Annotated in this window: 21 protein-coding genes; 9 read left to right on the forward strand and 12 right to left on the reverse strand. The window is 42.4% G+C overall.

All coding sequences use genetic code 11. The features are described 5' to 3' along the window. Nucleotides 1-13 precede the first annotated feature (13 nt). Together metE and trpS are read right to left on the reverse strand one after the other, a co-directional pair. Complete coding sequence (gene metE / locus ACJMKR_RS11575; RefSeq protein ID WP_423063191.1) at nt 14-2,326, reverse strand: 5-methyltetrahydropteroyltriglutamate--homocysteine S-methyltransferase; 2,313 nt, start codon at nt 2,324-2,326, stop codon at nt 14-16. Nucleotides 2,327-2,599: 273 nt separating this feature from the next. Beyond that, nucleotides 2,600-3,673 carry a tryptophan--tRNA ligase gene (trpS, locus tag ACJMKR_RS11580; protein WP_423063192.1) on the reverse strand — a complete coding sequence of 358 codons (1,074 nt, stop codon included), beginning with the start codon at nt 3,671-3,673 and terminating at the stop codon, nt 2,600-2,602. Between the two features lie 96 nt (nt 3,674-3,769). On the opposite strand from trpS, the gene uvrD reads away from it, so the two are divergent. Beyond that, nucleotides 3,770-5,932 carry a DNA helicase II gene (gene uvrD, locus ACJMKR_RS11585; protein ID WP_423063193.1) on the forward strand — a complete coding sequence of 721 codons (2,163 nt, stop codon included), beginning with the start codon at nt 3,770-3,772 and terminating at the stop codon, nt 5,930-5,932. Nucleotides 5,933-5,943: 11 nt separating this feature from the next. On the opposite strand, the gene ACJMKR_RS11590 is transcribed toward uvrD, so the two are convergent. From ACJMKR_RS11590 to ACJMKR_RS11610, 5 genes are all read right to left on the reverse strand, one after another. Continuing rightward, the gene (locus ACJMKR_RS11590) at nt 5,944-6,564 is read right to left on the reverse strand and encodes a hypothetical protein (protein ID WP_423063194.1); all 621 of its coding nucleotides are present in this window, start codon (nt 6,562-6,564) and stop codon (nt 5,944-5,946) included. A 179-nt stretch (nt 6,565-6,743) separates the two neighbouring features. Beyond that, nucleotides 6,744-7,571: a sulfite exporter TauE/SafE family protein gene (locus tag ACJMKR_RS11595; RefSeq protein ID WP_423063195.1), complete on the reverse strand. Its 828-nt coding sequence runs from the start codon at nt 7,569-7,571 to the stop codon at nt 6,744-6,746. Continuing rightward, nucleotides 7,553-8,929 (reverse strand): MFS transporter, encoded by a 1,377-nt coding sequence (locus ACJMKR_RS11600; RefSeq protein ID WP_423063196.1) that lies wholly within the window; start codon nt 8,927-8,929, stop codon nt 7,553-7,555. The genes ACJMKR_RS11595 and ACJMKR_RS11600 overlap by 19 nt, the downstream gene beginning before the upstream one ends. Nucleotides 8,930-8,936: 7 nt before the next feature. Further along, complete coding sequence (locus tag ACJMKR_RS11605; RefSeq protein ID WP_423063197.1) at nt 8,937-10,277, reverse strand: MFS transporter; 1,341 nt, start codon at nt 10,275-10,277, stop codon at nt 8,937-8,939. 49 nt (nt 10,278-10,326) lie between these two features. Further along, nucleotides 10,327-10,917 (reverse strand): thymidine kinase, encoded by a 591-nt coding sequence (locus ACJMKR_RS11610; RefSeq protein ID WP_423063198.1) that lies wholly within the window; start codon nt 10,915-10,917, stop codon nt 10,327-10,329. Nucleotides 10,918-10,978: 61 nt separating this feature from the next. Here ACJMKR_RS11610 and eirA point away from each other — a divergent pair, with 61 nt between their 5' ends. Genes eirA through ACJMKR_RS11650 form a run of 8 tightly spaced genes read left to right on the forward strand, consistent with a single transcriptional unit; the run spans nt 10,979 to nt 17,501 of the window. Next, nucleotides 10,979-11,536: a T4SS-associated protein EirA gene (eirA, locus tag ACJMKR_RS11615; protein WP_423063199.1), complete on the forward strand. Its 558-nt coding sequence runs from the start codon at nt 10,979-10,981 to the stop codon at nt 11,534-11,536. A gap of 18 nt (nt 11,537-11,554) precedes the next feature. Beyond that, complete coding sequence (locus tag ACJMKR_RS11620; RefSeq protein ID WP_423063200.1) at nt 11,555-12,439, forward strand: acyltransferase; 885 nt, start codon at nt 11,555-11,557, stop codon at nt 12,437-12,439. Further along, nucleotides 12,436-13,362, forward strand: a complete 927-nt coding sequence (gene hemC / locus ACJMKR_RS11625) for a hydroxymethylbilane synthase (protein WP_423063201.1) — start codon at nt 12,436-12,438, stop codon at nt 13,360-13,362. The genes ACJMKR_RS11620 and hemC overlap by 4 nt, the downstream gene beginning before the upstream one ends. A gap of 25 nt (nt 13,363-13,387) precedes the next feature. Further along, nucleotides 13,388-13,705, forward strand: coding sequence for an NGG1p interacting factor NIF3 (locus ACJMKR_RS11630; protein ID WP_423063202.1), 318 nt, complete (start codon nt 13,388-13,390; stop codon nt 13,703-13,705). Beyond that, nucleotides 13,695-14,459, forward strand: a complete 765-nt coding sequence (locus tag ACJMKR_RS11635) for a uroporphyrinogen-III synthase (RefSeq protein WP_423063203.1) — start codon at nt 13,695-13,697, stop codon at nt 14,457-14,459. The genes ACJMKR_RS11630 and ACJMKR_RS11635 overlap by 11 nt, the downstream gene beginning before the upstream one ends. Nucleotides 14,460-14,496: 37 nt before the next feature. Next, on the forward strand, nt 14,497-15,528 hold the full coding sequence (locus ACJMKR_RS11640; protein WP_423063204.1) for a uroporphyrinogen-III C-methyltransferase: 1,032 nt from the start codon (nt 14,497-14,499) through the stop codon (nt 15,526-15,528). Further along, a complete protein-coding gene (locus tag ACJMKR_RS11645; RefSeq protein ID WP_423063205.1) occupies nt 15,525-16,712 on the forward strand; it encodes a heme biosynthesis protein HemY in 1,188 nt (395 codons plus the stop codon). Before ACJMKR_RS11640 ends, ACJMKR_RS11645 begins: the two co-directional genes overlap by 4 nt. An 18-nt stretch (nt 16,713-16,730) precedes the next feature. Next, nucleotides 16,731-17,501 carry a phosphodiester glycosidase family protein gene (locus ACJMKR_RS11650; protein WP_423063206.1) on the forward strand — a complete coding sequence of 257 codons (771 nt, stop codon included), beginning with the start codon at nt 16,731-16,733 and terminating at the stop codon, nt 17,499-17,501. On the opposite strand, the gene ACJMKR_RS11655 is transcribed toward ACJMKR_RS11650, so the two are convergent. From ACJMKR_RS11655 to phoB, 5 genes are all read right to left on the reverse strand, one after another. Beyond that, a complete protein-coding gene (locus ACJMKR_RS11655) occupies nt 17,502-18,146 on the reverse strand; it encodes a response regulator (protein WP_423063207.1) in 645 nt (214 codons plus the stop codon). A 136-nt stretch (nt 18,147-18,282) separates the two neighbouring features. Then, on the reverse strand, nt 18,283-18,639 hold the full coding sequence (locus tag ACJMKR_RS11660) for a GIY-YIG nuclease family protein (protein ID WP_423063208.1): 357 nt from the start codon (nt 18,637-18,639) through the stop codon (nt 18,283-18,285). Nucleotides 18,640-18,718: 79 nt separating this feature from the next. Further along, on the reverse strand, nt 18,719-19,639 hold the full coding sequence (locus ACJMKR_RS11665) for an Rpn family recombination-promoting nuclease/putative transposase (protein ID WP_423063209.1): 921 nt from the start codon (nt 19,637-19,639) through the stop codon (nt 18,719-18,721). A gap of 355 nt (nt 19,640-19,994) precedes the next feature. Continuing rightward, nucleotides 19,995-21,011 (reverse strand): phosphate regulon sensor histidine kinase PhoR, encoded by a 1,017-nt coding sequence (gene phoR / locus ACJMKR_RS11670; protein ID WP_423063210.1) that lies wholly within the window; start codon nt 21,009-21,011, stop codon nt 19,995-19,997. Next, nucleotides 21,001-21,699, reverse strand: coding sequence for a phosphate regulon transcriptional regulator PhoB (phoB, locus tag ACJMKR_RS11675; RefSeq protein WP_423063211.1), 699 nt, complete (start codon nt 21,697-21,699; stop codon nt 21,001-21,003). The genes phoR and phoB overlap by 11 nt, the downstream gene beginning before the upstream one ends. Nucleotides 21,700-21,704 lie beyond the last annotated feature (5 nt).

Here is a 21,704-nt window from a genome sequence, read left to right on the forward strand (position 1 = left end):
TTTAGCACCTCCATCACGCAGTAGAATCGGCTACGGTCTCCTCCTCGATACTAATTCCACGCAGATTTTTAGCTGCTTGAACCATATTGATTAATGCCGTGCGCACTTCTGTCCAGCCGCGTGTTTTCAAACCACAATCTGGATTCACCCAAAGCCGCTCGATAGGAATATAATTGAGCGCGTTTTTCAATAAATTTTCGATTTCTTCAACATCAGGAACACGAGGTGAATGAATATCATAAACCCCTGGCCCAATGTCATTCGGATAAGAAAAATGTTCAAACGCTTTTAATAACTCCATATCAGAACGCGAGCTTTCCAATGTGATAACATCGGCATCCAACGCGGCAATCGCTTCTATAATGTCATTGAATTCGGAATAACACATGTGAGTGTGAATCTGCGTTTCATCTCTCACACCACTTGAGGCTACGCGAAAACAGGTAACGGCCCAGTCAAGATAGTCTTGCCAATTTGAGCGTCTCAGTGGCAAACTCTCACGAAAAGCCGGCTCATCAATTTGAATCACTCGAATCCCGGCTGACTCAAGATCCACGACTTCATCACGTAACACAAATGCAATTTGCAGTGCGGTGTCTTTTCGAGCTTGATCATCACGCACGAACGACCACGCTAAAATGGTGACAGGACCCGTTAGCATACCTTTTACCCATTTGCTCGTTAACGATTGAGCAAATGTACTCCATGCAACGGTCATCGGTTTAATTCGACTGATATCGCCATAAATAATCGGTGGTTTTACACAGCGTGAACCATAACTTTGCACCCAACCATTTTCCGTAAATGCAAAACCTTCTAATAATTCTCCGAAATACTCGACCATATCATTACGTTCGGCCTCACCATGAACTAATACATCAAGCCCTAAATTTTCCTGAATTTTGATGACATCCGTAATTTCCTGCCGAATTTTCTCTTCATACAACACTTCATCGATCACTCCTTCCTTGAAGTCCCGCCGAATTTTTCGAATTTCTTTCGTTTGCGGAAAAGAACCTATTGTTGTAGTCGACAGTAGAGGCAACTCGAGCGCATCTTTTTGAGCCTTTGCACGCTTAGCATAGTCACTATCACGCCTTGCCAAGGTGTCATTGAATTGCTCGACACGTTCCTTGACGGCAGGGTTGTGAATCCGTTTTGATATTTTTCGTTCTTTGATCGCAAAAGCATTCTCAGCCAGAGAATCACTCACATCCTCACGACCGTGATTAAGCGCAACCGTTAATATTGCAACTTCTTCAATTTTTTGTTTTGCAAAAGACAACCAGCTTTTAATCTCGGGCTCTAATTTTTTTTCTTCGTTTAAATCAATCGGCACATGCAATAAAGAACATGAGCCAGCAATCCATAGATTGCTGCCTTTGATTTTTTTTACTTTCTCAAGAGCATCCAACGATGCATTCAAATCATTTCGCCAAATATTTCGGCCATCGATGATGCCACAGGAAATCACTTTTTCTTTGGGCAAATTTTCGAGTACAGCATGAATCTGTTCGGGCGCTCGACACAAATCGATATGTAACCCATCGACGGGTAACTGGCAAGCCATTTCTAAATTATCACCCAAGTGGCCAAAATACGTTGCTAATAAGCATTTAAGGTTAGAAAAATTACAATGGCTGTAGGTAGTCGTAAATGCATCACGCCATTCTTGTGGCAAATCCAAGACTAAAATCGGCTCATCTATCTGAATCCACTGAATGCCGCGTTTGTTTAACCTGGCGAAAATTTCTTCATACACGGGAACCAATCGATTCAACAAAGACAGCTTATCAAATGCCTGACCCTTGCATTTACCAAGCCATAAATAACTAACGGGGCCCAGTAACACAGGTTTTACGTTGTAACTTAATGATAAAGCATGATCGACATTTTCAAAAAATGATTCAACCAAGATTTGAAATGTTTGATCTTCCGTCAATTCAGGTACGATATAATGGTAATTAGTATCAAACCATTTCGTCATTTCACAAGCAGTATTTTCTTGGCCATCGGGTGATTGGCCTCTGGCCATACAAAAAATGGTATCGATATCCACCTTATCTTTGGCGTCAGTGAAACGTTTTGGAATGACACCTAACAATGCGCTCGTATCCAAAACATGGTCGCACCAGGTAAAATCACCTACGGGGATTAAATCCAATCCGGCATCGAATTGTAGCTTCCAATTTTTTTCTTGTAAGAGTTTCTCTTGACGTTTTAATTCTTTTAGCGCAATTTCACCGCGCCAATACGCCTCGACCGTTCTTTTCATCTCACGGTGAAGGCCAATTCGTGGAAAGCCTAGATTGTGTGCAATAGCCATGACACTCACTCCTTGTAAAGTAACTATTCACCTTGCAGAAACGTTCTCCCAGCTTCCAGATCCAGGCTGAACGTTTACCTACCTTGTAAAAGGTTATTCAACAAATACAAAAATAACCGATTGATTTCTAGAGGTAGAAATAAAAAAACCACTGCGACCGATTGGTTGAGTGGTTCTCTGTATCGCTTTAGCTGTATTTTCGCCCAGCAAGCTGACTTCAAATCGGCATTAACGAAATCTTAACGTAAGTTAGTCGGCATTGCAACTCAGCAACTAATAGAGCTGCTGCATCGCTTCTTTTACTTTCCTTAATGTCTCTTGAGCCACGCTGTTTGCTTGTTCGGCACCTTTTTCCAACACTTTTAAAACCTGCGCAGGATCTTTTTCATAAACGGCACGACGCTCTTGAATGGGTTTTACAAATTCTAATAGCACTTCTACAAGTAATTTTTTACATTCAACGTCACCGATTTTTCCCTCTCGATAACGCTGCTTGCCTTCTTCTATCCATTTTTTATCGGGATTAAACGTATCATGAAAAACCCATAATGGATTATTTTCCACAGTGCCAGGATCGGTTGCACGCATGCGCTTAGGATCGGTATACATGCTCATGACTTTTTTGCGAATGGTATCGGGATCGTCACTTAAAAAAATAGCATTATTAAGCGATTTACTCATTTTTAATAATTGACCGCGATCATCCGGGCCGCCTATCCCAACCAAACGACGCACACGACCAATTTTTCCTTCAATGATGGGCAACAACCCACCGTTTTTTAAATAATCTTTATCGTCGGTGTGTGGATCCACACCACAATACAGTTGGTTAAACCGACGAGCTACTTCGCGCGTTAATTCTAAATGCGGAATTTGATCTTCACCAACTGGAACCACATCCGGACAAAACGCGAGAATATCAGCTATTTGCATAATGGGATACAGCAAAAATCCCATTGAATAATTGTCACCTAATTTCTTATCACGAATTTCATCTTTAATAGTTGGGTTTCGCATCAAACGCGGGTATGGAATTAACATACTAAATAGCGCCGTTAATTCAAAAATCGCCGGCACATCGGATTCAATAAACAATGTACTTTTGCTGGAATCGATACCCACCGCTAAATTATCCGTCGCTATATCTAGTGTACTTTGACGAATTTCTACGGGCTTATCGACTCGTGTTGTAAATGCATGCGCGTTAGCAATTAAAAAGTAACAATCATACTCATCTTGCATGGCAACGCGATTTTCCATTGAACCCACCCAATGACCGAGATGCATGCGGCCCGTTGGCGTGTCGCCGGTAAGTAAGCGTGGTTTGTGATGTGTTACTGATGACATAGTGCACACATAATCGCGAGTTCGAAAGAGACTGTCAAGCCTGTAACCCAAGAAACGGTCTGTCCTCAGGACGCCCATTCGGGTACAATGCCCACCATGAAAAATTCACCACTATTACAATCATTGAATAAACCTCAACAGGAGGCGGTTTCAGCACCGCCAAGTCATATGCTAGTGCTCGCTGGCGCCGGCAGTGGTAAAACACGCGTGCTCGTCCATCGGATCGCATGGCTTATTCAACATCATCATGTTTCACCTCACAGTATTTTAGCGGTAACGTTCACAAACAAAGCGGCCCATGAAATGCGTGGGCGCATTGAATCATTGCTTGGCATGTATCTTGGCAATATGTGGGTTGGCACATTTCACGGCTTGTCACACCGGTTATTGCGCGCACATTGGCAGGAAGCCGAATTACCAGAAACTTTTCAGATTTTGGACTCAGAAGATCAATATCGATTGATTCGTCGCATTCAACGCAATTTGAATCTCGAAGAAGATAAATGGCCACCCAAACAATCGCAGTGGTTTATTAATAAACAAAAAGAAGAAGGCCACCGCCCTGACAATGTCAGTAATTTAGAGGGCAGCTTCTTTACAGAAACCATGATTAAAATTTACAAAGCCTATGAAGATGTCTGTCGTCGCAGCGGCTTGGTGGATTTTGCAGAATTACTCTTGCGTTCCTTAGAGCTCTTGCAAAATAATGAAACCATTCGTGCGCACTATCAAGATCGCTTTCAACACGTGTTGGTGGATGAGTTCCAAGATACCAATGTCATTCAATATGCTTGGCTGCGCATGTTTGCGGGCCCACACAATTATGTCATGGCTGTTGGTGACGATGATCAATCCATTTATAGTTGGCGCGGCGCTAAAATAGAAAACATTCATCGTTTCAGCAATGATTTTAGCCATTCAAAAACTATTCGCTTGGAACAAAACTACCGCTCAACGCAAACGATTTTAACCGCAGCCAACGCCGTCATCGATAACAATACGAATCGTCTGGGCAAAAAATTATGGACGGACGGTGATAAAGGTCAGCCCATCACGTTATATGCGGCTTTTAACGAGCGTGATGAATCTTATTATATTGTATCTTGCATCAAAGACTACTTGCAGCGGGGTTACAAAGCAAAAGATGTCGCCGTGCTCTATCGCTCTAACGCACAATCACGAATTCTTGAAGAACGCTTGATCGACTCACAAATTCCTTATCGAATCTATGGAGGCCAGAAATTCTTCGAGCGCGCAGAAATTAAAGATGCGTTAGCTTATTTGCGATTGATTGCAAACCGCCATGATGATGCCGCATTTGAACGTATAGTCAATACACCAACTCGTGGCATTGGCAATAATACGTTATCCTCACTACGAGTAACGGCACGCGAAAATGCAGCCTCTCTATGGCAAACTGCCGAATATTTGCTCGAAGCAAACACATTGAATGCACGCGCCACAAATGCGCTTGGCAACTTTATTGAGCTCATCAATGCCGTAGATCGCGAAACAAAGGACATGGCTCTTGGTGAACAAACACAAGCCGTACTGGAACAAAGTGGTTTGATCGCGCACTATAAAAAAGATAGAAGCGAAAAAGGGTTATCCCGTATTGAAAACTTGGAAGAATTGGTCAATGCCACACTGCAATTTAAAGCTGAAAACGATCTTGGCTTGAGCCCATTAGCTTCGTTTTTATCCCATGTTGCTTTAGAAACAGGCGAAGAACAGGCCGAAGCGCATTCTGATTTCGTGAGCTTAATGACATTGCATGCAGCAAAGGGTTTAGAATATCCCATCGTTTTTATTAGTGGCATGGAAGAAGAATTATTTCCTCATCGCATGTCGATGAATGAACCAAACGGTTTGGAAGAAGAACGCCGACTTTGTTACGTTGGCATGACGCGTGCTAAAGAAAAGTTAGTGCTGACTTATGCCGAATGTCGTTATTTACACGGCATCGAACGATTTAGTCAACCCTCTCGTTTTATTCATGAAATCCCCGATGAATTGATCGAGTCCATCCGACCAACACCCAAATTATCACGGCCGACACCTGTTCGACCCACTGCTAAAGTTGAAGTCGCCGGACAGCCTGGATTGCGAGTGGGTCAACGTGTACAACACAAGAAATTTGGCGCCGGCGTTCTCATCAATTATGAGGGACAAGGTGAGCACGCGCGCATACAAGTAAAATTTGATAAGGCGGGCACCAAGTGGTTAGTGGCAAGCTTTGCCAAGTTGACACCCCTTTAAATAGGACGATGTCACAAAATCCGATGCCACCAATGTTCTCGTCGTAACAGTCTTTCACACTGCAACAACTGAATGCGATACCGCGCGGCATTGTGTTGAACCTTATCGGCAACTCGTATCAACCATTTTTTTTGCAAATAACTTCGCTCTTGATAACCGTCAATGCCCTCGTGATAAGCCAAATAAAGGTTGCGCGCATTGTCTCGAGAAATATGCAACTCATGATGCGCAAGGTTTGCATACCAGCCAATAAAATCGGCAGCTCGCGCAAAATCATCACGCGCACCACTTAACAAACCTTGTGATTTTATATATCGCCGCCAAGTTTCATCGACAGCTTGCGTGTAACCCGAAGCTGTCGTCGGCCGAAACCACGGGATTACACCAAACAATTTACGCCGCGCTGGCTCAGCTTCTGAGCGAAAATGTGATTCTTCACGAATAATCGCCATTTGCACGCTAATGGGTATGCCCCATTTTTTATACGATTTTTTTGTAGACCAGTACCAGCTAGGATATTGCGTGAAAATTTTGCAAATGTCATTGGGATGTTTGGGTGGCGGTGTCGAACGGCACCCGATTAATAGCGTCGGCGATAGACATACAATTAAATAGAGGTAAATTTTTTTCATAACATATTATCGATTTCAATTGCTTCGCTGGCGAGATTGGAGTTACTGTCTTTCAAAAATCACCATCCTTGGCTGCTAAGTACGTCCATTGTACTTACGCCTGCAAAACAGTAACCCCAATCTCTCTGCCGCAATCAAAATGTTATTTAATCCGCTAAAAATGATTTTTAGAAGTGTCTTTAATACTTAATAAATATTTGCGCTGTCATATAAAAAGCTACTATCAATAAAAAAGCCGCATACATGCGCTTTAAATTTTTCCTCTTCAACCGATTCGCCGTTCTGACACCATAGGGAGAAAAAAAGATAATAAACGGCAGCACTATGATAAATGCGATAACATTTACAAAACCGAGTGAATGCGGAGCACGACCCGGCACGTGCAATCCACTAATGATGACACCGATCGTACCAATAATGCCAATAAAAACACCCGTTGCTGATGACAGCGCAATCGCTTTTCTCATGGGATAATTATGAAGCTGTGTATATGGAACAGTAAACGTGCCACCACCCATGCCTAAAAATACCGAAAAACAGCCAATCAAAATGCCGGCAATCCCTATCGAATAGCCATGCGGCTTTCCTTCAAATTCTTTAGCCACCTCTTTTTTCAATGCAATAAACATGAAAGACGCATACAAATATGTAGCGAAAATAACCTTTAAATAGACAGTCGGTATGAATTCAACAACTGACGCCCCAATAGTCGCCCCCACAACAACAAAAGGTAACCAACGCTTTAATAAATTAAAATCGATATTACCCATTTTATATTGCTTTAGGAAAGCAACTAATGTGTTCGGCACCAACAGTGCTAGCGATGTACCAACTGCAATATGCATTACCGCCGCATGTGCGGTACCAACAAACGGGAATATCGTAAGAAAAACTGGGACAAGAACCGCACCACCACCGATACCAAACAAACCACCTGAATAGCCAGCAATAATACCTGCAACTATCAAGGCGAGAACAAGATAAATATCTATGATCCCAAAGTGCATTCGACATCCTTGTTTTGCGCTGTTTGGATAGTCGCAGGCTCCTCGCGAGACTGACAATGGGTTTCACGCAGGCAAAACGATGCCAGTAACGCAACGACAAATCCAATCGGGAATATCAACATCGCCCAATTAAAATCGCTAGCGGTATAAACACCTACAGTATGATGCAAATTTCTTGCATGTAAATCCATCAAACGACCAAAAAAGGGCTGAAAAACGGCATAGCCCCCCATCGTTGTAATATTAACGACGCTAACAGACATAGCCGTTATGGCAGGAATACTATTTTCTGCCACCACCGGATACCCAATAATTTGGGTGCTGGTCGTTATTCCGAGTAACAGAAACATCAACATCAGTGTATAAAAAGCCAAATGCGGAGCAAGCATCACCACCAAAATAAGTCCAAGCGACATCACTGAGCCAATTATCATAGGTATTTTACGACGCCCCATTTTATCCGACAGCCAGCCAACAAATGGACCACCGATGATTGTTCCGAAAAATAACATAGACGTGATATAAGAAGCAGCAACCTTAGACATCCCATGCGTGTCCATTAAAAACAACACACCCCAAATACTACCTAACAAACCAATAGGCAAATTCATCAAGCAAGTGTAAATGCCCCCCAACCAATTATGAATCTTTAGAAAAGCCAGACCTAAACTTTTCCAATAACCCATATCGTGGATATGTTGTTGCTCGAGAGCATGTTGTTTTTTATGGCTGGATGGATAATCTTTCACACCAAACCAAATGATCGCAAAAATAATTACACCAAAACAGGCGTCTATCAACAATGCATTTCGCCACTCAACCGCTTGAGCCAATAACGCTAAAGGTGTTTGCGCGACCATGCCCCCAATCATTGCCATCGTTACAATCACACCCGTTACCAGTGCCAAATGTTTTGCGGGGAACCAACGCGTCGATAATCGAATCACACTTAAGAAACAAAATGCGCTACCAATGCCCGTCATGAATCGAAAAACAGAAGCCCATAATATTGACGTCGTCGTTGAAAATAATGCGGTACCTACTATACAAATACCCAGCGCAGTTAAAATGATTTTTCGTGTGGAAAAGCGATCCAACAACATGCCGGCCACAAATAAAAATGCGACATTGGAAATAAAATAAAAAGATGACAACCTTCCAAGCTCTGTCGCATCGATATGAAACGTTTGCATAAGCTGCGAACTAATCGCATTGAACATGTTCAACTGAATAAATTCATAAAAGAAAAAAAGAGAGGCAAAAAGACAAACAACCCAAGCACGCAATAATGAATGAGAGTTGGCAACTGGCTTCGTCAATTCTATTGAGTTCTCTAAATCGGTTGCTAAACGCTGCATCAAAACCTCAATTATGCTTATTCTGTTCGGATTCACGATATCCCATGCAATACGTCTCACGAATGATAAAGGCAATAATCAAACCCAAAATAAAAGCAATCGGCATGATTGCCAGAGCTGTACGATAATTGGAAACCGAATAAATCGGGAGCTTGTTAATATAGCGATGCGCCCAATGCCACTGCATCAAGCTTGCAAATAAAGGCTGCGTGAATCCACCCGCCATAATTAATACTGATGCCAATCCTTCCGCCGTTCCTGTCAATGCCAGGGGATTACTCTCAGCAATAAGTGGATAACTAATAATTTGAGCGCTGGTAATAAAGCCCAAACCGAAAAATATGAATAACAAGGTGATCATCGATAAGTGAGGCACATACATCAAAATCAATACCAAGCCTAACGCAATAACCGCGCCACCTATCATCGGTGATCGACGTCTGCGTATGCGATCAGAAAACCAACCCATAACCGGCGAGCCTATAATCGTGCCAATAAATAACATTGATGTCACAAAAGAAGCATTCGCGCGATTTAAACCTTGAACTTGCACCAAGTACATAATGCCCCACATAGCACCAAGCAAGAAAATGGGCAGGTTCATTAAAGAGGTATACAAGCCGCCCAACCAGTTTTGCGAATTTCTAACCGTCTGAAACAATGCTTGCCAAAAGCCAATACCCTGTAACAATGCTTGCTGCTCTGCATATACGTTGGCTTGCCGCTTGGGAAAATCACGAACAAATACAATAATCATCCCAAGCATGAACAATCCCACTATGCCATCAATCATTAATGTCAATCGCCACCCGATGCTATCCGTTAATAATGTCAGCGGTGTTTGAGCAACCATCCCACCCAACATAGCAAACGTCACGATCAAACCAACCACTAATGCCATACGACGCGGCTCAAACCAGCGCGAGGCCAACCGAACATTGCTTAATAAAACAAATGCACCGCTAACACCTGTAATGAAGCGACATATTTCTGCTTGCCACAACGAACGTGAGGCAGCAAATCCAAATGTACACAACACCGCTGCAAACATTGTAATCACGATGACCTTACGCGTTGAAACCCGATCTAAAATCATTCCCGCCGGAAATAGAAAGATCACGGTAGCATAGAAATACATCGCCGATAGATGAGCAAGCTGAGTGGCACTGATATTGAATGCGCGAATTAATGCCGGATTAAGGGCATTAAACATATTCAGTTGGATAAATTCGAAAAAGAAAAAAAGTGAAGCGGAAAAACAAACAACCCACGGCTGAAAACGATAGTCGTGAGTTAATTCAGTGTTCGTATCAACAGACGGCACAGCAGCAACCGCTGGTGGTGGCATAAACCACATCCCCTTCATATTTAATGTTATATCGCATAGACACGCTCGATTATATAATCTTGTGCCCTTGCCGTAAACGAAAATGCTTGCGACAGGTGGCAATGTAGCGTTCATTCCCACCGATCTCGATTTGAGCACCTTCTGTTATCGGGCTGCCATGATCATCAATGCGCATATTCATCGTCGCCTTTCGGCCACAATGGCAGATGGTTTTCAACTCGATTAAAATATCGGCCCAAGCCAGCAGATAGAGGCTCCCTGGAAAAGGCTCACCCTGGAAATCGGTACGGATGCCGTAAGCTAGCACAGGGATATCCAACTCGTCAGTGATCAGAGCAAGCTCTGCCACCTGCTTTTTCGTTAAAAACTGGGCTTCATCGACTAGCACGCACTTTATATTTGGGTTAGCTCCCAACTTGTCTCGAACATGCTCGAATAAGTCGATATCTTTCGTGAACGTGACGGCATCTGCTTGCAAACCGATCCGAGTTGTTATTTTACCCACCCCATAGCGATCATCGAGGGCCGGAACCAACAAAATGGTTTCCATACCACGCTCATTATAGTTGTAACTCGACTGTAACAGCGTCGTACTCTTACCCGCGTTCATAGCTGAGTAGTAAAAATGCAATTTAGCCACAGCTCCCCCTCGCAAAATATTATCCCACTAGTGACAAACAGAATCCAAGCTTATAATATGAATGCTCAAAAAATTACCCGGGGGTATTGAACCAGTGCGTTTTGTCAACATTCTACTCATTAGCTTGTCTGCTTTAGGGCTCTCATTGTCAGCCTATGCAGACCCAGCAACACCGAGCACAACAGCCCCTGATACAGCCAAGAACTCCGATGCGCTACCCCCAGGCTATATGACCTGCCCCAAAATCAGCGAGATCCACAAAAACCCAAAAAAACGAACGTGGGGAAACAAGCATGGCTGGAAAAGTTACGACGCCTCATTTTCCGAACACATCGACTCTTTCCTGGGCGCACAATGGCAAGGCGTTAGAGTTGGCAACGTGGTTTGTCTTTATAAACCTAAAGAGGGCTTAACATTTCCGATCGTCTTGCATTATAGTCGTTTAACGTATGAGCCTGCCGGAAAAGGCTGGGGCAAAAATTTAGGCGGCTATGTGAATTGCAAATCCCACCATCAAAAAGATTGCCTCTTTAAACCCGAACCAAAACCCAAAAGTGCTAATATTTACGATGAAGCTGGCTCATTAAAAGGACAAGCTCCTCAACAGTTGGGCTTCTAATTAAATTAAGGACTCTTAATGAAATTTTTAAAATCATTTACCGCTGCAATTTATATGATTTTTTTCGGCATTTCATCGGTGTTATCCGTACTCTCTATTTACGTCGCTTTTGCAATTAGCTGGTTGATTCCCATCCGTTGGTGGCGATACCGCCTCATGAAAATTGCACAACAAATCCCAGTTATTTGGGCGAGCTCCATCAATGTCATATTATATATCAATACTCGGAAAAAATGGGACATTCAAGGCACAGTCCCGTTAAGTACAAAAAATTGGTATATGCTGATTTCTAATCATCAAACGTGGGCAGATATTCCGGCTTTAGGATATGTTTTCAATTACAAAACACCTACGATGAAATTCTTTATGAAAAAAGAATTGTTATGGTCATTACCGATCGTCGGATTAGGATGCTGGATTTTAGGTTATCCTTTCATGGTGCGCCATTCTCGCGAAGACATCCGCAAAAATCCAGAATTAAGAGGCAAAGACATAGACACCACCAAAAGTGCTTGTAATAAATTTAAAGAATACCCCACTACAATTATGAATTTTATCGAAGGCACTCGTTTCACCGAACAAAAACGACAACGCCGACATTCTCCTTATAAACACCTATTAAGCCCCAAAGCAGGCGGCCTCGCTATCGTAATCAACGAAATGAAAGATTATTTGGCGGGTATTCTCGATGTCACGATTGAATATTCGGAACCCAAAATGACATTTTGGAAGCTCGTTACCGGTAATTTTCAAAAAGCGACGGTTATTTATCGATTGCTTCCGATTACAGACGACTTACTCGGCGAATATTACGAAAACCGCGAATTTCGTAAGCACTTTCAACAGTGGCTCAATGGAATCTGGGAACAAAAAGATCACCAACTCGATATTCTTAAACAATGAGCAAATCCACGATTACAATCGTCACTCGCAAAAGTCCGTTAGCACTCTGGCAAGCTGAACTCGTCCAACAACAACTGACATCTTGCTACCCGGGTTTAAAAGTTGAAATTTTAGGAAAAACAACGGAGGGTGATAAAATACTCAATAAATCTTTAGCCGGCATTGGTGGCAAAGATTTGTTTGTGAAAGACTTGCAACAAACCCTACTCAATAAGGAAGCCGATATCGCCGTCCATTCTATCAAAGATATGTCAGTAAAAAAAAATTCAGGGTTATTACTCGCTGCTTTTTGTCGTCGAGAAGATCCACGTGATGTATTTGTATCAAACTCCTACGAAAACCTCGATGCATTACCGGACAACGCAACGATTGGCACATCCAGTCCACGACGCCAATGCCAACTGAATGCAACAAAGTCACATCTGGCTATCAAACCGATCCGCGGCAACGTCGGCACACGACTAGAAAAGCTAGCATCTGGTGAATTCGATGCCATTATTTTAGCCGCAGCGGGGTTACTACGACTATCTCACGAAAATAAAATCAGGGAATATCTAGACCCAGAAGCATTTATTCCAGCGATCGGGCAAGGCGCGATTGGTATCGAGTGTCACGCCGATGACATACACATGATTGAATTGCTTGAAAAACTTGATCATCATCCAACTCGTATTTGCATCACCGCTGAAAGGGCCGTCAATCGCCGCTTAAATGGCGATTGTTTTACACCACTGGCTGCACATGCGGTTCTGCATGACAATAATACACTGCATCTCATTGCAATGGTTGGCAGTGTGGATGGAAAACATATTATTCGAAATGAAATTGAAGGGCCTGCCAACCAGGCAGAAGCATTAGGTTTGGAGTTGGGCGACCGTTTGTTAGACCAAGGGGCTGGTGAATTTTTAGATTCAAGCTCTTAAAGGGCTCCAGTGATAGGACATCATCATGCACAAAATTTCTTTTTACGTTCCTGAAAGTCATTTAGACATTGTAAAAAATGCCTTGTTTAATAAAGGGGCTGGAAAAATCGGCGATTACAGCCATTGCGCCTGGCAAACAAAAGGATTCGGACAGTTTAAACCCTTAGCGGGCAGTCAACCACACATCGGAAAACAAGATAATATTGAGACAGTCGAAGAATATCTCGTCGAAATGGTTTGCGATGACCACTATTTAAATGACGCGTTAGCCGAGCTTCTTGATGTACACCCCTACGAAACACCTGCCTATGCAGCCTGGGAGATTAAACAGTATGAAGGCTAAGCCATTAGCGGGATTATCGATACTCATCACACGCCCCAAACATCAGGCCGAATCACTGTCACTTATGCTAAAAAAACTTGGAGCAAAAACGCTATTATTTCCTACGCTATTGATTAAACCACTTCATGAAACACCCGAAATACAAACTTTTCTAAAAAAAATCACACACTACAATTTTGCTATTTTTGTTAGCGCGAATGCCGTTATTCCATTACCCGCAATAGATTCATTAAAAATTATTGCCATTGGGCCTGGCACTGCAAATGCACTCAAAAAAAATAATATACATGTTGATTTCATACCAAATCTATATAACAGTGAAGGCATATTAGCGCTTCCAGCTCTGCAAAATATTAAAAATAAATCTATAGCAATTTTTTGCGGGAAAAATAGCAAGCCTTTACTTAAAGATAATTTAATACAACGGGGGGCAACTGTTGATGAAATCGTTTGCTATCGACGAGAGTGTCCTACAATCACAAACAATGAATTAAAATCCTTACGATCAAAACCAATCAATCTCATCATTACGACCAGCAAAGAAAGCTTACAAAACTTAACAAAAGTCTTTCCCCTATCGTCTGATCAGTGGATCTATAAAAAACACCTTTTAGTCATCAGCGAGAGCATGGCGGAATTAGCCCATGAAATGGGCTTTGTTAGTAAGGTCATCATAGCGAAAAATGCTACAGACCAAGCAATTGTTGATACTTTAACCAATGATGTGACGCGATCACAAATTTGTGTAAAATGAATAATCTTGATATGTCTATCTAACGAGGCGGCAGATTATGACAACCACATCTTCTTCAAAACCACCCATCAAATCAAAACAGAAATCAACGGCCTCAAAACATTCCATCATTAGCCTGATCGCTTTCATCTTGGGCATTATCGCCATTGTTATTGCAGCCCTGGCCTGGCAGCAAACGAGCTCTGTCCAATCCACTCTCGATAATCGCGCCACACAGCTTCAACAGTCGATTGCAGCCCTTAAAGCAGAGCTCAAACAAGTACAATCTAACTTACAGAGTGCCATCACAGCCAACCAAAAAAATATTTCTCAGCTCATGAGCCAAGGTGGGGATACCGCCCAGCAGCAGGCGATTGGCGAAGCTGGTTATTTGATCCGCTTAGCACATCTTCATTTAACCATGGATAAGAATATTCACCTCGGCATTAAACTTCTGAAACTAGCGGCAGAGCAACTCGATACCGTGACCACCCCTGCAGCAACGCGCTTAAAAGTCGCCATTGCTCACGATGTTGCTACGTTATCTGCTGTACCGCAAATCAACACCATCAATTTATTAACTCAACTCGATAGACTGAGCGACGAAATTGCGAAGCTGCCCACTCAGTCACAAATGTCACCACAATCAACGACATCACCATCTCCAACTACTCCACCACAACATTGGTGGGGCAAGGTTAAGCACAACTTGGGAGCCTTAAAGCAATTATTTATTATCAGACATTTTGACAAACCCATTGCACCCTTGCTCATGCCTCAACAAGTTATATTCTTAAAAGATAATATTCGTCTTAAAATCTCGCAAGCGCAATGGGCCGTGTTGCATCGATCGACAAAGCTTTATCGACAAAGTTTAAACTTAGCCGTTCAGTGGCTGAATCAATATGATCAAAATCAACCAGCAACCGAACAAATTATTAAAAAATTACAAGCTTTGGCTATAATCAATATTACCCCTGACATACCCACGAGCCTAAAGTCATTACAAGTATTGAACTCGCTATCTTCTCCAGACCAAGATCATTCATCCAACGGGACGGATGATCAAACCGAGGATGCCGATCAATGAGATACTTAATATTTGGATTTATTTTATTATTATTGGCTATTTGGCTTGGTTTAGAAATGTCACGAGGCGCTGGTTATGTCTTAATCGCTTATCGCCATTGGACGCTTGAAACCAGTCTCTGGGTGGCTGTTGTTTCTCTCATTATTATTTTTCTCGTCTTATATTTTATCTTTCGCACGATTGGCCGAACAACTCGGATCTCAAAAAACATTAGACGCTGGAAACGCATGCGCCGCCTACGCAAAGCACGCCAACTAACCAACCAAGGTTTATGTGAATTAGCGGAAGGAGATTGGCAACCGGCCGAGCAAACCCTCATAAAAGCCGCACAAATAACAAAGAGTCCGCTCATAAATTATCTTGCAGCGGCCCGCGCTGCACAAGCACAACAAGCGTATGAACGACGCGATGACTATTTACGCAAAGCCCATATGACAACAAAAGGATCCGGTATCGCGGTAGGGCTCACGCAAGCACAGTTACAAATCAGCAGCAAACAATGGGAACAAGCGCTGGCTACCTTGACACATCTCAATCGCACGAATCCTCGTCATAGCTATACTTTAAAATTACTCGAAATCGTTTATCAGCAACTACAAGACTGGGAACAATTACAAAAACTTTTGCCAAGCTTGCGCAAATACAAAGTTCTATCAACTCATGAACTCGACACATTAGAGAGAAAGATTTATCTCGCTTTATTAGCCGAGGCAAATAAAAAAGACACTCGTACGTTAATCGATACCTGGAAATCATTGCCTCGACATTGGCATCAAGACATTGAGCTGATCCGGGCCTACACACAATATCTCATCATACATCGTGAAGATTCCACTGCCATTTCACTCATTGAAAGTGTGTTAAAAAAGAAATGGGATTCAACCCTGGTTGAGAGTTACGGGTTAGCACAAGGAGAATCATCTGCGAAACAACTCTCAATAGCAGAATCATGGTTTAAAAAATATCCCAAAGAACCCGAATTATTATTATGCTTAGGTCGATTGAGCATACGTGAAAAATTCTGGGGAAAAGCAAAGGAATATTTAGAGGCAAGTATCAAATTAGTACCCACTGCAGATGCATATCAAGAATTAGGTGCGGTCTTGGAAGCCACTAATGAAAAAGAAGCGGCCCTAGAATCGTATAAACTAGGTCTTGAGCACTCTCATGAAACCCAATATTGATTCTGGAATTACCGCTAGATGAATTATTTAAAGAAAAGCATTATTACATTATTTTTAATTTGCCTATTCATTGAGAGCCCGGCTCTTGCTGTAAATTCATTGGCTTGGCAAAAGCTTGCCAATGGTTTGGACTATACAGTTATCCAACCCAATCCAACCATGCCTTTACAAAAAATACACGCCTTTCGAATCGATTTACAAAAATATAAATTTACTTTGGTCTTAGCTAAAAACTTCAATCAAAACTCCGTTTACGTAAATAACGTCGCGCAAGGCATGAACGGCTTGATCGCCATTAATGGCGGATTCTTTTCGCCTCAGTTTAAGCCTCTTGGCCTGCGAATTAATTCAGGAAAAATTCTTCATCCGCTGAAAAACACTAGTTGGTGGGGTGTTTTTATAATTAAAAATAATAACGCTTTCATCGTACCTAAATCAGCTTTTCGTTACTCTAAAAACATTGAATTCGCGGTGCAGGCCGGTCCTCGTCTTATCGTCAATCGCAACATTCCAAAGCTTCGAGAAAAAGTCTCTTATCGTTCTGCCTTGGGTATTACAAAAAATGGCAAAGTCATTATCGCTGCAACACAAAGCTTAGCGCTGAGTACTCAGCAACTAGCCGACATCATGAAACGTACTGAAAAACAAGGCGGATTAGACTGTTATAACGCACTGAACCTGGATGGCGGTAGTTCCTCACAACTTTACGCGCATGTCGGTAATTTCAACTTACAAGTTCAAAGCTTTCGCCCGGTTACAGATGTCATTGTCGTTACTCAGCGTAGTTAGCTAGATACCATCTACATCCACTAAACCGTATCGTATCGCCAAATTGATTAAGGCAACATCGGTTTTCACATTTAATTTCTCAAAGAGACGGTAACGATAGCTGTTGACAGTTTTTGGACTGATAAAAAGTTTCTCAGCGATAGCTTGTGGTTTTATCCCCTTCGCAAGTAAAAGTAAAACTTGCATCTCCCTTTTACTCAGGATATCAAACGGATTTTTCTGATTCGGATTGATTCGCTGCAGTGCAAGTTGATTAGCGATATCAGGGCTGATATAGGGTTGGCCACTGTGAACACGTCTGATTGCCGTTTCCAACTCCGTAGTGGAATTTTCTTTGGTAAGATAGCCATGCACGCCAGCACTCAAGAGACGCTGTGCCAACATATTACTTTGTACAGCGGTCATAACGAGAACTTTGATGTCGGGGTCAAACCGCATGATCTTTTGGGTCATCTCCAAACCATCAGTATCGGGGAGCCTAAAATCAAGGATCACAACATCGGGATGTTTGGCTTTGATCATCGCCAAACCTTCTTGTCCAGTGGCTGCCTCACCAATCACTTGCATGCCACGCGCCTGACTAAGCAAGACCTTAAGCGCTTGACGCACCACAACATGATCTTCTATGAGCGCTATCCTGATCATGGAAAGCCGCCTGCCTCCTATTATCTTAATTTTGTCTCTAAGTATTTGCCTTGAATACTACTCTACTGGATGGCAAGAGGAAAGACAAATCCAACAATGATATTTGACACACTCGATGTATAAATTGAGCAACCACTCACTGTCGAACTGCCGCCGTTAGCGATTCTCGGATATGATCATTATTTTTTATACAGACTTTTATTTTATGCTGATCTTCTGGAAGTAATATACTGAACAAAAGATCAGGAAATGCAACTAACTCAACCTTTTCTTTTTTCGTGAGGCTTTTGATGGCTTTCTCTATTTTTAACACCAGGGATACGGTTCCTGTTATTTCCCAGCAAGCCGCGATACGCTTAGGAGGAAAGCTGCGTGTATACTTACATTTATTAGATTGATCAATGTGCTCTTGGTAACGACGCTTTATATCAGCGGTGTATCCGGTATAAAAATTTCCATTAACACATTCCAGTATGTAAATAAAATAATTCATGTGCAGATTTTAATACATGATAACCAGCTTTAATAGATGAAAGCCTGAATAAACTCTACTAGTGTCATCGCTCCACCTTCTATTCAGTGGTAATTGAACTGATAGTCTCAAACGGCAAATCAGTGGCCTGTGCCACCATAGAGGGATCAACTCCTTTAGCAAGCAAATTCTTTGCTATTTCTTTGGCCGCTTCGATTCTTCCTTCGATTTTACCTTCCGCTTTGCCTATAGTTCTACCTTCAAGCCTTAAGCGTTCTGCTAGTGTCATTGCTTCATCTCCTATTTCCGGTGATAGTTCATGCGTGAGTCTAATGAGTCGTTCGATATCATTAATGCTTCCTGCATCTATCACATAGTGTACCGTCGACAGTATATAACTTTCCTCGTGGTTTGTCATAAGCTCGCGCAACAGCGGCAAAACAGCTTCAAAGTACTTAAGTACGTCTCGCTCATAAATATGCTTTTGCATCAACGTTAATACCCCACTCCACACCCGCTGTTTCAATGTTTCATCGGGTATCGTGTTAACATCAATGAGATGAAAGGGCTCCAATAACACACTTTTTGCTAGCTCACGGGAATCCCCAAACAAATCAAATAGGTCAGTGCTGTAGGGGTATCGTTGCTGTCCGTGGTAAAACACCAGTGGGACAACTACCGGCAATTCAGCTCCCTTATTATTTTCAACGTGATGCGCCATGATCCGGCAGCTATAACGTAACAGTCGTAACGCCATTAAACGGTCCGGCGTGCTTTGGTGCTCTGCTAGCAAATAAATATAGCTATCACGTCCCTTTATTTTCGCTTGATACAACACATCCGACATGACTTGTTTGAAATTCGCATCAATAAAACTCTCTTTTTGTAACTTTAAAGTCGATAAATCGGTTACCGCTAGAATAGCTCGCGGTAAGTGCTGTTCCATAAAGTCTTTCGCAACTCGCAGATTACTCATCGCTGAGCGAAAATATTTATCATGAATATTATTGATGACAGCCATGACGTAACAACTCACCCTTACTGTAATTCGGAGCGTTAGTTGTGATGGGATTTATTGTGAAAAACGAACGAGCAAGCGCAATGTATACGTAATACATGAGCATGGCGAGGTTCGTTTTTCGCAATAAATCACCCGCAAATGACGCTCCCTATCGAAGGGGCACGTAGTCTTGAATTTCAATTGCTTGCCAGTACGAGAAAGCGTCCGTGTTTTTCGGGAGGCACTAACACCCTAAAACACGAACGCTTTCTCTTTGCCGCAATTGAAATCTAAAAACTACGTGCCTTCTGGATGTGAAACACTATACAAACTATCGTACCGACATCCTCGGCTAACGCAATACCGGGGTTGAAGATTACTGCTGAATATTAGGAAAAGTGCAGCGAAATATACTGCCTTCATTGATTTTACTTTCGATGGTAAGTTCGCCATGATGGCGCAGTAACACGTGTTTCACGATGGCAAGTCCTAAACCTGTGCCTCCTTTTTCGCGCGATCGCGCTTTGTCCACACGATAAAAACGTTGAGTAATACGATTAATATGCTTATCGGCAATACCAATACCCGTATCGATCACTTCAAAGTACGCACCTGCTTCATTGGTATACCAGCGTACTTTAATTTTTCCATTCGCTGGTGTGTAGCGCACTGCGTTGACAACTATATTTGAAAACGCACTTCGTAGCTCATCGGGCTCACCATCGATTTGCAAACTCTGATCAATATCAATTTCGAATTCATGATTGTTTTCACCACTAACGGTTTTAGCATCAGCGCAAATAGCTCGAATCATGTCAGCAACAGCTACCGGATGGTGTTTTTTCATGTCAGGCTCGTCACTTTCTAAGCGAGATAATAACAATAAATCACTGACCAATGATTGCATTCGGGCATTTTGTTCCGACATTTTCCGGACAATTTTTTTAATCTGAGTCTTATCAATATCAGGCTGGTCTAACAATAATTCTAAATAACCGTTAAAGACCGTAAGGGGTGTCCTCAGCTCATGAGATACATTTGCAATAAAATCTTGACGCATTTTTTCTAAGTGATACGTGTGCGTGACATCGTTCACAATTAATATTTTTCTCTGATCGAAATAATTTCGCACATGAATTGCTAAACGTACATTGTTTTTGTTCGGCGCGATTACTTCCAGCACTTCACCAATTAACAGATGACGAAATTCATCTTGTGGAATAATATCGTGAATAGAATGACTACGGTGTGAATTATTTAATCCCAATAATTGTTGGGCGACTTCATTCCACCACAGTAATTGATTGTTTTCATTCAACAGAACAATGCCTTCCGGCAAAGCTTCTGCTAAACGCTTTTCAGTTTGTACTTGTTCGACTGCATTATCGCGCATCAGGATTCTCCGAAAAACGATATCCAGATCCATGGATGGTTTGGATATATGTATCGTAACCGTGTGGCGCTAATTGTTTCCGTAACCGTCGAACAAGAACGTCGACCGTACGTTCATCCAAATAAGCATCCCCTCCCCACACATGGGTTAACATCTCATCACGGTTATAAACACGTTCTTTATGAGTCACGAAAAAACATAATAGGCGATACTCTAGCGGGCCAAGCTTAATGGATTCTCCTGCAATTTTGACACGCTGACTCGCCGTATCGATGATTAAATCGCCAAGAGTGATCGTGCCGTCAGGATGTTCCAAGGGACCCCGTCGCAATACCGCTCGAATCCGGGCGATAAGCTCTCTCGGCGAAAAGGGTTTAATCACATAATCATCCGCACCTGCCTCTAACCCAATGATTTTATTTTCTTCTTCCGCCCTGGCCGTTAGCATAATAATGGGGATACTCATGGTGAGTCTGTCTTGCTTAAGTTGCTTCGTGAAGTCGACACCACTTTTCGCAGGTAACATCCAATCGAGTAAGATCAAATCGGGTAGCCGATTAGCAATCAAACGCATGGCTTGTTGGGTATCTTCCGCCTCTTCAACCGCAAAGTCGGTCGATTCCAGCGCGTAACGAAGCATTTCTCGGATAGCCTGTTCATCCTCAACGATGAGAATGTGTTTCTTCATAGCCG

Source organism: Candidiatus Paracoxiella cheracis, from assembly GCF_049348705.1.
Taxonomy (GTDB): domain Bacteria; phylum Pseudomonadota; class Gammaproteobacteria; order Coxiellales; family Coxiellaceae; genus Paracoxiella; species Paracoxiella cheracis.